Here is a 13,090-nt window from a genome sequence, read left to right as displayed (position 1 = left end):
GAGGAGGTGAAGGTGAGCGAGAACGCAACGACCATCCTCACGGTCGATGAATTGGTCACGATGCAACGCCCCTTCGATGTCGAGGTGGCTCCGGACGGAGAGACGATCGTCTATGTGGTTCGCCCGGTCAGTCGGGAAGAGGAGCACTGGCGGAGTAGCCTGTGGATCGTGCCGTTCATGGAGGGAGAGGCTCGCCAGTTCACGAGTGGACTCTGGCACGATCGGGAACCGCGCTGGTCGCCTGACGGCGGGTGGATCGCGTTCTTGTCCGACCGGGCCGAACGTGGGAAAACCAGTGTCTATCTGATACCGCGGAACGGAGGCGAGGCGCTTCGTGTTTTCGATCAGGCGGGTGAGATCGATAACCTCAGTTGGTCTCCTGACGGGCGGTTTCTCGCGTTCCTCATGGTCGAACCGGAGACCGAGGAAGAGAAGCAGCGCCGCGAGCGGCGCGACGATGCGCGCGTGTGGGATGCTGACTGGAAGTATCGGCGGTTGTGGCTGCTCGATGTGCGGACGCGCGCGGCGCGTGTCGTCTCGCCAGAGCGCGTGCAGGTCTGGGCATACGCCTGGGCACCGGACAGTGCACGACTGGCTTTGGCGGTCAGCGGAACCCCGCGAGTGGACGATGTGTTCCGGGTGACCAGCGTGGCGCTGCTGGATATCGAGAGTGGCGAGTACCGTGAACTCTTCACGATGCGTGGGGTTGCGGAGGACCTGGTGTGGTCGGCTGATGGCGAGTGGCTGGCCTATCGCGGCCCGCTGGGTCGGGTGGTGCACGGGGAAGCGGTCTTCCGACGGCGAGTACGGGGAGGCGAGGCGGAGTGCCTGACTGCGGGATATCGGGGAACAGTCGAGCATCTGGGCCCCTATCGCCAAGGTGAAGCGCTGGTCGTGGTGGGGTACGAGGGACTGGACGCGCGGGTTTATCGGCTGGAGTGGGACGGAGAACAGCGCCTGCTGTGCCCCCGGACGACGGGGAGCTGGCACGGGAGGGTGAGCGGGAGTGGAGACGGCACGAGGTGGGCGGGGGTGTGGTCGGATGCAGAGCATGTGCCGGACGTGTGGTGCTGGCGCGTCTCCAACGACATATCCCTCGGTGACACTACTCTGCAGCGGCGCACCCACCTCCACCCAGAGATCGAAGCCAAACTATGCCCAGCTCGCAGCATCGAATGGACCAGTGACCCGGGAGTGACCGTGCAAGGGCTTCTCGTTCTCCCGCGAGACGGGACAGCCAAGCCCCCGTATCCGCTCGTCGTGCAGATTCACGGCGGTCCGACGAGTCAGTGGGCCAACGAGTTCGTGGCGTCCTGGCACGACTGGGCGCAACCTCTCGCATCCCGCGGCTGTGCAGTCCTCCTCCCAAACCCACGCGGCAGCACTGGCCGTGGCACACAGTGGATCAACGCACTGTTCGGCGATGTGGGAGGCGGCGAGTACCGGGATGTGGTCAGCGGCGTCGAGGCGCTCGTCGCAGCTGGACTCGCCGATCCTTTCCGACTCGGTGTGAGCGGATGGAGTTGGGGTGGATACCTGACAGCCTGGACGATCACTCAGACCGACCGCTTCCGTGCCGCCTTCATGGGAGCTGGCCTCTGCAACTTGATCAGCGACAACAACCTCGGCGATATCCCCTCGGCGAATCTCTCGTATTTCGAGCGGTCACCCTCGGAGGATCCTGAGCCGTACTGGGACCGTTCGCCGATCCGTTACGTGCAGCGAGTCCGAACTCCTGTGCTCATCGCTCATGGGGAAGATGACGAGCGGGTCAGCGTCTGCGAAAGCATCCAATTCTACCGAGCCCTGCAGATCCTCGAAAAACCATGCCAACTCGTGACCTACCCGCGTGAGAAGCACGGCTTCGAGGAACGGAACCACCAGCGAGACCTCTTGACGCGCATCCTGCAGTGGTTCGCTCAGCATCTCGACCTAGAGGCGCCCGAGCGGGTCACGATGGCAACGACGGCGCCCTCGGCAAGCGGATGAGGAGACGAATCGGACGCCTGCCAGATCGGCGCGCTTGCTCGCTGACCACTCAGCATGCCAAGACACCCCTCCGATCGGAAGGGCGAACACCCTCCGATCGGAGGGTTCCTCTCCAGGAGACTTTTCCCTTACACTTCGGGGTAGCGGAGAGTAGCTCAGCTGAGCACTGATCGAGGTCTCTCATGCCTTCTGGTCAAGACGTCGTCCAGACGTTCACCGAGCGTGAGGCCCACTGGTCGACGGTCGAGCGTGCTGCGCTGGAGCAGAGCGAAAGGAGGATCGGTGATGATTCCCGGGCCATTTCGCTATCGCCGGGTATCGTCCGTGGAGGAAGCAGTCTCGCTGCTCGCACAGCTCGGAAGCGACGCCAAGGTTCTGAGTGGCGGGCAGAGTCTCATTCCCATGATGAAGTTTCGGCTCGCTGAACCGAATTACGTGATCGACATCAATCGGGTACCAGGGCTTGACTTTCTCGAAGAGCGCGATGGGCTCTTGCGTATCGGCGCGCTGGTGCGCGAATCGACCCTCGAGCGTTCGCCGCTGATCCGCGAGCGGTACCCGATCCTCCACGACACAGCACTGGTGATCGCCGATCCACTGGTCCGTAATCTCGCCACAGTCGGGGGTAACCTGGCGCACGGCGATCCGGCCAATGACCATCCGGCAACCATGCTCGCGCTCCGTGCACAGGTCGTCGCGAACGGCCCAAAGGGAGAACGCGTCATACCGATCGATGAGTTCTTCGTGGACACGTTCGTCACCGCGCTGGAACCCGACGAGCTGCTCACCGAAATCCGTATCCCGGTCTCTCCACCACGCTCGGGAGGAGCATATCTCAAATTCGAGCGTAAAGTCGGCGACTACGCAATCGCCGCTGCCGCGGCGTTTTTGGCGCTGGACGAAAGTGGGCTTATCGTCCAGGCGGGTATCGGTTTGACCAATCTGGCCTACAAGCCGCTTCGTGCGACGGCAGCCGAGCAGGTCCTGATCGGCCAGCCGCCGAGCGATGAGCTGTTCCGGGAAGCAGCTGAACGCGCCGCGCAGGCAACCGATCCGGTCAGCGACTTACGCGGCCCAGCGGATTACAAACGAGCGGTTGCCCGGACGATGGTGTTCCGTGCCTTGCGTCGAGCGCTCGAGCGAGCACAAGCCAACGGATGAGGGAGGCAGAGCATGGAACGTGTGCCGATCACAGTTACCGTCAATGGGCGGACGTACACCGCCGAAGTCGAACCGCGGCTTTTGCTCGTCCATTTCATTCGCGATGTCCTCAACCTCACGGGCACGCATATCGGCTGCGACACGACCAGCTGCGGTGCCTGCACGGTCATTTGGAACGGGCGTCCCGTCAAGTCATGTACGGTCTTCGCCGTACAAGCTGACGGAACCGAGATCCTGACCGTCGAGGGTCTGGAGCGTGATGGCCAGCTGCACCCGGTCCAAGAAGGCTTTTGGGAAGAGCATGGACTGCAGTGCGGCTACTGCACACCGGGAATGATGATGACCGCCGTCGCGTTGCTCGCGGAAAATCCTGATCCAACCGAGGAAGAGATCCGGGCGGCGATTTCCGGCAATCTCTGCCGCTGTACCGGCTATGTCAACATCGTCAAGGCGATCCAGTACGCAGCACGCAAGATGCGCGAAAGCGCCACAGCAGGTGTGGGAGGAGCGTGAACGATGACAGCGACAGCTGTTCGCGGTATCGGCGTTCCAGTCAAGCGGAAGGAAGATCCGCGGTTCATTCGCGGGAAGGGAACCTACGTCGACGACGTCAAACTGCCCGGCATGCTCTACATGGACATCGTTCGTAGTCCATATGCCCATGCGCGCATCAAGCGCATCGACGTGTCCAAAGCACGAGCGATGCCGGGCGTGATCGACGTGATCACTGGCGAAGAGTTGGCCAAGGCCAATCTCGCGTGGATGCCCACGCTCATGGGCGACCGACAAATGGTCTTGCCGACTGACCGCGTGGTCTACTACGCACAGGAAGTCGCGGCTGTCATTGCCACCGATCGCTATATTGCCGCCGATGCCGTGCTCGCAGTCGAAGTCGAGTACGAGCCGCTGCCGCCGGTGCTGGATCCCTTCGAAGCGCTCAAGCCGGACGCACCGCTGGTACGCCCCGATCGAGACCAGAAGACGAACCACATCTGGCATTGGGAAGCAGGGGACAAGGAGAAGACCGATCGCATCTTCCAAGAAGCGGAGGTGGTCGTCGCTCAGGATCTGTACATACCGCGGATCCACGTCGCTTCGATCGAAACCTGCGGCTGCGTCGCCAACTATGACCCAGCGACTGACAAGCTGACGATTTGGATGACCTCGCAGGCCCCACACGCGCACCGGACGGTCTTCTCGCTGGTTACAGGGATTCCGGAACACAAGATCCGAGTGATTTCGCCCGATATCGGAGGAGGATTCGGCGGTAAGGTGCCGGTCTACCCCGGCTACGTCATCGCGACCTACGCGACGCTCAAACACAAGAAGCCGATCAAGTGGATCGAGGATCGCTCCGAGAACTTGCAGGCTGATTCCTTTGCCCGCGACTATCACATCCACGCCGAGCTCGCAGCCAATCGGGACGGCAAGATCAGGGCGCTGCGCGTCAAGGTGCTGGCCGATCACGGTGCCTTCGATGCAGCAGCCAATCCATCGCGTTTCCCGGCTGGCCTGTTCAGCGTCTGTACGGGCTCCTACGACATGGAAGCAGCGCACGTCGAAGTCGACGGTGTCTACACCACGAAGCCGCCGGGAGGCGTCGCCTATCGCTGCTCGTTCCGCGTGACCGAAGCAGTGCACACGATCGAGCGGATGGTCGATATCCTGGCTGATGAACTCGGCATGGATCCGGCAGAAATCCGCTTCAAGAATTTCATCCAACCGCACCAATTCCCGTACAAGTCGCCAACCGGCTGGGAGTACGACAGCGGGAATTATCCGGCAGCGCTGCAAAAAGCGCTGGACATGATCGGGTATCGAGAACTGCGTCGCGAGCAGGCCGAGCGGCGGGCGCGCGGTGAGCTGATGGGGATCGGCATCTCGACGTTCACCGAGATCGTGGGTGCTGGCCCCTCACACACCTTCGACATTCTCGGCATCAAGATGTTCGACAGTGCGGAGATCCGGGTACATCCGACGGGCGCCGTGATCGTCCGGATCGGAGTCCAGACACAAGGGCAGGGACACGAGACCACGTTCGCCCAGATCGTCGCCGAAGAGCTCGGTATCCCGGTCGAATACATCACCGTTGAACATGGAGACACGGACACGGCACCGTATGGGCTCGGCACATACGCGAGCCGTAGCACGCCGACAGCCGGTGCAGCCACTGCGGTCGCTGCCCGCAAGATCCGGGAAAAGGCGCGGCTGATCGCGGCGCACCTTTTGGAGGTGAGCCCGGACGATCTGGAATGGAAGGATTACGCCTTCCGGGTGAAGGGAGCTCCTGATCGGTACAAGACGATGCAAGAGATCGCGTTTGCGGCCTACACGAATTTCCCGCTCGGGCTCGAACCAGGACTGGAAGCGGAATGCTACTACGATCCGCCCAATCTGACGTTCCCCTTCGGTGCTTACGTCTGCGTCGTGGACATCGATCGCGGTACGGGCCAGGTCAAGATCCGAGAGTTCCTGGCGGTCGATGACTGTGGCACGATCATCAACCCGATGATCGTCGAGGGCCAGATTCATGGTGGGCTGACGATGGGTATGGCACCGGCGCTCTTCGAGGAGATCGTCTACGACGAGAACGGAACCATGCTCAGCGGTACCTTCATGGACTATCTCCTGCCCACGGCAGTCGAAACACCCCACTGGAAGACGGCCAAGACGGTCACGCCCTCCCCCCATCATCCGCTCGGTGCCAAGGGCGTCGGTGAGAGCCCGACGATCGGCGCACCACCAGCGATCGTCAACGCCGTGGTCGATGCACTGAGCCATCTCGGGGTGCGCCATATCGACATCCCGATCACGCCAGCCAAGCTGTACCGGATTCTCCAAGAGAAGGGTGTGGCGGAGTGAGCGCAGCGCAGCGATCCGGTCCGTCGCGGGGGCTGGATCGCTGCGCCCTTTCTCGATGTCCGACGAGCGACGAGCGAGCGAGATGACGAAGGCAAGTCATGCCGAAGCAACACTGTCACGTGACCTCTTCGCGCTGGCGGCTGATCTCCGCCAGCGCGGGGTACCTTTCGTTCTCGCAACGGTGATCTGGACCCAGAGTCCGACCTCAGCGAAGCCGGGGGCGAAAGGTATCGTGACCGCAGACGGCGCACTCTTCGGCTGGGTCGGTGGGAGTTGTGCTCAGCCCGCCGTCATGCGAGAGGCGATGGCTGCCTTGCACGATGGACGAGCGCGGATCCTGCGGATCGATCCTGTTGGCTCTCCCGACCAACCGCCCCGGCCAGGCGTCATTGTCGCTCCCATGACGTGTCACAGCGAAGGAGCACTCGAGATTTTCTTGGAACCGTTTCTCCCGGCACCGCAACTCTTGATCTACGGCGAGAGTCCGGTCGCTGACGCGCTTCTCCGCTTGGGCAAGGCGATGGGCTACTGGGTGGTCGCCCTGCGCCCTGGGGCGAGCGGAGCGCCGGCTGAGGTCGATGAATGGCTGGATAGCCTGGATCCGGGCGATCGACCGCGAAGGCGGCCGACCGTCGCTGTCGTCGCCAGCCTCGGTGCGTACGACGAGGACGCGATCGAAGCCGCGCTGCGTGCCGGTGTCACCTTCGTCGAACTGGTAGCCAGTCGGAAGCGATTCCGAGCGATCCGCGAGACCTTGGCACGATCGCTGCCGGAAACCTTGCTGGAGCGGGTCAAAGCGCCGGCCGGACTCGACATCCAGGCCACGAGCCCGGAGGAAATCGCGGTCAGCATTCTGGCTGAACTCATCGCCGCCAAGTCAGTTTGGCGGAACACCTGGCGTCCAGAAGAAGCTGGCGCACGCACCGAGCTTCCCACCCGCGAGGCGATCGATCCGGTCTGTGGGATGACGGTGAACACGGAGAGCGCTCGGCATGTCGTCGACTACCGAGGACAGCGGTACTTCTTCTGCTGCCCAGCCTGTCGCCGCCTGTTCGAGGCGGATCCAGAGGCCTACCTGAGCACAACGCGATAGATCGAGTTCCCAGAACGGCTCAGCGGCGAGCGAGGGAGCTGGCAGGCCTCGCCGTGCCGTCGTCTCGGCGAGCGCAGGCAAGAGGTCGGGGCGGTCTGGAGTCCACCGCCCCGAAGAGAGGGGTAGAGAGGGGGAAACTGGAGGTGCAGAGAGGGTATTCAGTCACCGACTCGCGAGGATTACCGAGTCGGCCATGTTCGCAACACGTTCCACTCGCTTCGGCAGTGGGCCGCCGGTGTCCCGTGCTGCGAAAGTCAGTATAACGCGAGGGGCATGTTCCGTCTGTCAGGAAAATCTGGATATGCGGGCCCGCTGACGACTCAGACATTCCCTTTGGGCAGGTGACCGCTGCGCAGTACAGTTAAGGAAGTGGAATCAGACGCGCCAAACGAGGGCGCGGATGGGAGCGAGGAGAGCAGGCGATGGTTACGCAGGGGATCGATCCGTTCGGCGCACGCGCGACGCTGGATACGCCTGAGGGTCGGGTCAGGTATTTCCGCCTCGCCACGGTCGCAGACCAGTTGGCGATCGACTTGGATCAGCTGCCGTACACCGTCAAGGTTCTGCTGGAGAATGTCCTCCGCTACGCGGGAGCGGAGCCTTTTACCGAGGACGATGTTCGGCTGGTCGCGGCCTGGCGACCGGGCACGAAGCCTGCAAAGGAGTTTCCGTTCTTGCCCACGCGCGTCCTCTTGCAGGACTTCACGGGCGTACCGGCCGTCGTCGACCTGGCAGCGATGCGCACAGCAGTCGCACGCCTTGGCGGTGATCCCTCGCGCATCAACCCGCTGGTTCCGGTCGATCTGGTCATCGATCATTCGGTTCAAGTAGACGTCTTTGGCACGACCGTTGCCTTCCAGCGCAATGTCGAGAAGGAATACGAACGGAACCGCGAGCGGTATGCGCTCCTGCGCTGGGCGCAACAAGCGTTCCGCAATTTCCGCGTCGTGCCCCCTGGTACCGGGATCGTGCATCAGGTCAATTTGGAATATCTCGCGTCGGTCGTAGCGGTACGGCAGAGCGATCGAGAAGCTGTTGCTTTCCCGGACACACTGGTGGGCACCGATTCTCACACCACGATGATCAACGCGCTAGGTGTTCTGGGTTGGGGAGTCGGTGGCATCGAGGCGGAGGCCGTCCTGCTCGGCCAGCCGATCTATCTGCTTTTGCCGGAAGTCGTCGGCCTGCGGCTGATCAACGAGCCGCCAGGAGGCGTGACCGCGACCGATCTCGTTCTCACGATCACCCAACTCTTGCGGCAGGTTGGCGTGGTCGGGAAGTTCGTCGAGGTCTTCGGTCCTGGTCTCCGCCATCTCAGCTTGCCCGATCGGGCGACGATTTCCAATATGGCACCCGAGATGGGCGCGACGGCCGTGATGTTCCCGATCGACGACGAGACGCTCGGGTATCTGCGACTCACCGGACGGAGCGAGGGACACGTCCGACTGGTGGAAGCCTACGCCAAGGAGCAGGGGCTCTTTCGCACGCCGGAGAGTCCGGACCCGCTGTTCGACCAGGTCGTCGAACTCGATCTCTCGACCCTGGAGCCGAGCTTGGCGGGACCGCGACGGCCACAGGACCGGGTGCGGCTGTCCGAGCTCCCCGCGTCGCTCCGAGCCGCATTCCCAGAGCAATTCCCATCACCACAGGCCGAGCAGGAACGCTTCGATTGGGAAGGCGGCTCAGTGAACGAGGCGCAAGAGCCGAGCGAGCCAGTGGTGCCGGTCGGACAGCGCCGCAAAGTGGTCGATGTGCACTTGGATGGCCGGCATGTCGAACTGACACACGGCTCGGTGGTCATCGCCGCGATCACGAGCTGCACCAATACCTCCAATCCCGAGGTGATGCTCGGCGCTGGCATATTGGCCAAAAAGGCGGTCGAACGGGGGCTGGATACTCATCCTGCTGTCAAGACGAGCCTGGCGCCTGGCTCGGGCGTCGTGACGGCGTATCTCGAGCGTGCCGGACTGATGCCCTATCTGGAGGCGCTGCGCTTCCATCTGGTGGGGTACGGGTGCACGACGTGCATCGGCAACAGTGGACCCCTCCCCGAGCCGATCGCCAAAGCTGTGCAAGAGCACGAACTCGTCGTGGCAGCCGTTTTGAGCGGCAACCGCAACTTCGAGGGGCGGATCCATCCGCAAGTGCGCGCCGCCTACCTTGCTTCCCCGCCGCTGGTCGTCGCTTTTGCGATCGCCGGCCGAGTGGACATCGACTTGACGAGCGAGCCGATCGGGTATGACCCGAATGGCGAGCCGGTTTATCTGCGCGAGATCTGGCCGACGCCGGAGGAGATCCGCGAGGCGATGGAGAAGGCGATCGGCCCAGAACTGTTCATCGAACGCTACCGCGAAGTCTTCACTGGGGACGAGCACTGGCGCTCGTTACCAGTCCCGACCGGTGACCTCTATCAGTGGGATCCTGACTCGACCTACATCCAAGAGCCGCCGTTCTTCAAGGATCTCGCGCTCGAGCCGCCTCCGCTCCGTGACATCGAGCGGGCGCGCGTTCTGGCCTGGTTGGGTGATTCGGTCACGACCGACCACATCTCCCCAGCGGGCTCGATCCCCGTGAACAGCCCGGCCGGGCAGTATCTGATCGCGCGAGGAGTTCAGCCCAAGGACTTCAACAGCTATGGCGCGCGGCGGGGTAACCACGAGGTGATGGTGCGTGGCACCTTCGCCAATATCCGCTTGCGCAATCGGCTCGCTCAGGGGCGGGAAGGTGGCTGGACGACGCATTTCCCGAGCGGTGAGCTGGTGACGATCTACGAAGCTGCTCTTCGCTACCAGATGGCGGGCGTTCCGCTCATCGTGATCGCCGGGAAAGAGTACGGTAGCGGGAGTTCGCGCGACTGGGCAGCCAAGGGCCCGATGCTGCTCGGGGTGCGAGCCGTCCTCGCCGAGAGTTTCGAGCGGATCCACCGCAGCAACCTCGTCGGTATGGGTGTCCTACCGCTCCAGTTCCTGCCTGGCCAGAACGCCGAGGCGCTCGGACTGGACGGCAGCGAGCGCTACACCATCGCTGGAATCAGCGATGGCCTGGTGCCACGCGAGTTGGTGACGGTACGCGCGGAGCGCGAGGACGGGCGGGTCATCGAGTTCCAGGCGATCGCCCGGCTCGACACCGACATGGAGATCGAGTACTACCGGCACGGCGGTATCCTCACGTTCGTGCTGCGCCGGCTGCTCCGCGGGGAGGCATGAGAGGACTGCGGTCGACCGGCTGCGTGCCCGGCGCGGCGTCGTGAGGAGGGGCTCGATGCACGATGATGGCGCATTCATCGCGACACGCTTGACGAATGGCCTCGAGGTTCTCCTACAGCCACTCCGGCATGCACCGGTCGTCTCCTGTTGGATTTGGTACCGGGTAGGAAGTCGGAACGAGCAACCAGGTCTCACGGGGATTTCCCACTGGGTCGAGCACATGCTCTTCAAGGGAACACCGCGTTTCCCGCCCGGTACGATCTTCCGTCAGGTCAATCGCTGGGGTGGCACCCTCAACGGTTTCACCTGGCTGGACTACACCGCTTATTTCGAGACGCTGCCCACGCCCGGCTGGCAACTCGCGCTGGACATCGAGGCCGATCGCATGGTAGCGGCCGCGTTCGACCCCGGGGAAGTGGAGCGGGAGCGTACCGTCATCCTCGCCGAGCGCGCCGGCAGCGAGAACCAGCCCAGCACGTACCTCCGCGAAGAAGTCCTGGCGGCTTCCTTTCGGGCCCATCCGTATGGGCATCCGGTGATCGGCTATCGAGAGGACCTGCAGACCATCACGCGCGACGACTTGTACCAGCACTACCGCACCTATTACCAACCGAACAACGCCATTCTGGTGATCGTGGGGGATATCGATCCAGACACCGCCCTGGTCGCGGTGGAACGACGCTTTGCGGGGCTTCCTGCCGGTACAGTACCCCCGCCAGTGCGGGCGCGAGAGCCGGACCAATGGGGAGAACGACGCGTGACTGTCCGGCGACCAGCCCCGACTGCCCAGCTGCTCATGGCCTGGCGCGTGCCCGCAGCGACCCACCCGGATATTCCCGCACTGCTCGTTCTCGACGCGATTCTCTCCGGGGGAAAACCGGTCGCCTTCGGTGGCGGCGGAATGGGCCGCAGCGCGCGCCTCTACCGTGCACTGGTCGCTCCCGGACTTTGCACTGCAGCAGCCTCGAGCATGTCGCTCACCCTCGACCCGTTCGTCTTCACGGTATCCGCGACGCTCACGCCACTCGCTGAACCAGCTCGAGTGGAGACGATCATCGAGGAAACGATCGCGCGTCTCCGCGAGGATGCCGTCGGCCAGGACGAGCTGGCGCGTGCGAAGCGCCAGCTAACGGTGCAGTTCGCCGCCGCGAACGAAAGTGCGCAGAGCCGCGCGGCTCTGCTCGGCTCGCTCGCCGTTGTCGCGCCGGATCGATCACCGGAACGCCTGTTGGCCGAGCTCCAGGCAGTGGAACCGGACGACGTGGTGCGGGTCGCGAACACCTATCTCCGACCGGAACGACGGACGGTCGGCTGGTTAGAACCGGTAGCGAGCGACGAGGAGCGCGTCGGGGTAACCGGTGAACCGCTCGAGACGCCGGCGCCCCGCTATTGGTTCACCGGTGGTGCATCGTCACCATCGGAACCGGTCCTTTTGCCGCGGGTTCATCTCGTGCCAGTGACCGGCCGGTTGGCGAACGGGGCGCAGTTCGCCGGTCAGGCGATTCCAGCGAGCGGGCTCGCAGTGGTGAACATTCGCATCCCAGCTGGTGCGGCGCGGGACGGAACATTGCCTGGCATCGCTTCGGTCACGGGCCAGCTGCTCATGCGTGGAACACTGGCTCGCGACGAAGCTGCACTCAACGAGGAGCTGGACCGGCTGGGAGCGACTGTCAGCGTGAACGTCGGTCGCGATAGCGTGGATATCGGCCTGACCTGCCTCGTGGAAGTTCTGGAGCAGGCGCTACCGCTGTTGGTCGAGGTCATCGTGTCTCCCGCCTTCCTGCCCGAGCAGCTGCACCGGGTACGGCAGCAAGCGCTCACTGCACTGCGCCAGGCGCAGCAAAGCACGCGTGCCCAGGCCGATGCCTTGTTGCGGGCACTGCTCTATCCAGCCGGTCACCCGTATCATCATCGCATTCTCGGTACCGAGGAGAGTTTGGAGTCGCTCACCGTCAAGGCAGTGCGAGCGTTCCACGAGACCTACTATCGACCCGCGGGAGCAGTCATCACGGTGGCCGGTGGTCTGGAACCCGAGATCGTCAGCGAGTGGCTGGGGCGAGCATTGGCCTCCTGGCAGGGAACCGCTCCGCCGCTCGAGATTCCGGACGTCGTCCCCGCTGACCGCGGCGCACGCCGGACGGAGACACTGCCCGGAAAGCAACAGGCCGATCTCGCACTGGGAATCCTGACCATACCACGCCGACACCCGGACTACGAGGCATTACGCCTCGCCAACGTCGTACTGGGGCGGCTGGGTCTCATGGGGCGCATCGGTGCACGGGTCCGTGAACGGTCCGGGCTGGCCTATTACGCGGCAAGTGCGTTGGAGACGGGGCTGGGGACGGGTTTCTGGACCGCGTACGCGGGAGTGGCACCCGTGCACGTCGAGCGGGTGATCGGGCAGATTGTGGAAGAGGTCGAGCAGTTCCGTCGCGAAGGTCCGACTCCGCAGGAACTGGCCGACGCCAAGACCGCGCTCGCTGGGACAGTCGTGCTCGGACTCTCCACCGCGGCTGGTCTAGCGGGAGCACTGGCGGACTCGCTCTTTTACGAACTCGGTCTGGATTACCTCGAGCGACTCCCTGAGCGCTTGGCAGCGATCGACGAGGCTATGGTCCGTGCAGTGGCTGTCCGCTACCTCGATCCAACACGTCTGCAGGTCACGATCGTCGGTCCCGCGGCAGACGGGCCACTCAGCCCGCCGACACCGCAGCCTTGACGACGCAGTAGCGGCCGACGACCGGCCAGCGCGGCGAGCCTGCGCAGCGTAACCAGCCGA

The 13,090-nt window shown here is 63.7% G+C and carries 7 protein-coding genes; all 7 read left to right on the top strand.

Features of this window, described 5'->3' with window-relative positions:
- Positions 1 to 12 precede the first annotated feature (12 nt).
- The 7 genes from TRD_RS11760 to TRD_RS11730 all read left to right on the top strand — a co-directional run bounded on the left by TRD_RS11760 (position 13) and on the right by TRD_RS11730 (position 13,030).
- The gene (locus TRD_RS11760) at positions 13 to 1,989 is read left to right on the top strand and encodes a S9 family peptidase (RefSeq protein ID WP_226980741.1); all 1,977 of its coding nucleotides are present in this window, start codon (positions 13 to 15) and stop codon (positions 1,987 to 1,989) included.
- A 285-nt stretch (positions 1,990 to 2,274) separates the two neighbouring features.
- Positions 2,275 to 3,150 (top strand): FAD binding domain-containing protein, encoded by an 876-nt coding sequence (locus tag TRD_RS11755; RefSeq protein WP_012643055.1) that lies wholly within the window; start codon positions 2,275 to 2,277, stop codon positions 3,148 to 3,150.
- A 12-nt stretch (positions 3,151 to 3,162) separates the two neighbouring features.
- On the top strand, positions 3,163 to 3,663 hold the full coding sequence (locus tag TRD_RS11750; RefSeq protein WP_012642493.1) for a (2Fe-2S)-binding protein: 501 nt from the start codon (positions 3,163 to 3,165) through the stop codon (positions 3,661 to 3,663).
- 3 nt (positions 3,664 to 3,666) lie between these two features.
- A complete protein-coding gene (locus tag TRD_RS11745) occupies positions 3,667 to 6,012 on the top strand; it encodes an aerobic carbon-monoxide dehydrogenase large subunit (RefSeq protein ID WP_012642423.1) in 2,346 nt (781 codons plus the stop codon).
- An 82-nt stretch (positions 6,013 to 6,094) separates the two neighbouring features.
- Positions 6,095 to 7,105 carry an XdhC family protein gene (locus tag TRD_RS11740; protein ID WP_143714800.1) on the top strand — a complete coding sequence of 337 codons (1,011 nt, stop codon included), beginning with the start codon at positions 6,095 to 6,097 and terminating at the stop codon, positions 7,103 to 7,105.
- Between the two features lie 422 nt (positions 7,106 to 7,527).
- Positions 7,528 to 10,311: an aconitate hydratase AcnA gene (acnA, locus tag TRD_RS11735; RefSeq protein WP_012642545.1), complete on the top strand. Its 2,784-nt coding sequence runs from the start codon at positions 7,528 to 7,530 to the stop codon at positions 10,309 to 10,311.
- 55 nt (positions 10,312 to 10,366) lie between these two features.
- Positions 10,367 to 13,030, top strand: a complete 2,664-nt coding sequence (locus TRD_RS11730; RefSeq protein ID WP_012642968.1) for a M16 family metallopeptidase — start codon at positions 10,367 to 10,369, stop codon at positions 13,028 to 13,030.
- Positions 13,031 to 13,090 lie beyond the last annotated feature (60 nt).

This window comes from Thermomicrobium roseum DSM 5159, assembly GCF_000021685.1.
Lineage (GTDB): Bacteria > Chloroflexota > Chloroflexia > Thermomicrobiales > Thermomicrobiaceae > Thermomicrobium > Thermomicrobium roseum.
The sequence above is the reverse complement of the archived record's forward strand: the minus strand, read 5'-3'. Positions and strand labels throughout refer to the sequence as shown.

Excerpts from the sequence above, each read along its gene's own strand:
- TRD_RS11755 (WP_012643055.1), top strand. The coding sequence starts at position 2,275 with ATGATTCCCGGGCCATTTCGCTATCGCCGGGTATCGTCCGTGGAGGAA.
- TRD_RS11750 (WP_012642493.1), top strand. The coding sequence starts at position 3,163 with ATGGAACGTGTGCCGATCACAGTTACCGTCAATGGGCGGACGTACACC.
- TRD_RS11745 (WP_012642423.1), top strand. The coding sequence starts at position 3,667 with ATGACAGCGACAGCTGTTCGCGGTATCGGCGTTCCAGTCAAGCGGAAG.
- TRD_RS11740 (WP_143714800.1), top strand. The coding sequence starts at position 6,095 with ATGACGAAGGCAAGTCATGCCGAAGCAACACTGTCACGTGACCTCTTC.
- acnA (WP_012642545.1), top strand. The coding sequence starts at position 7,528 with ATGGTTACGCAGGGGATCGATCCGTTCGGCGCACGCGCGACGCTGGAT.
- TRD_RS11730 (WP_012642968.1), top strand. The coding sequence starts at position 10,367 with ATGCACGATGATGGCGCATTCATCGCGACACGCTTGACGAATGGCCTC.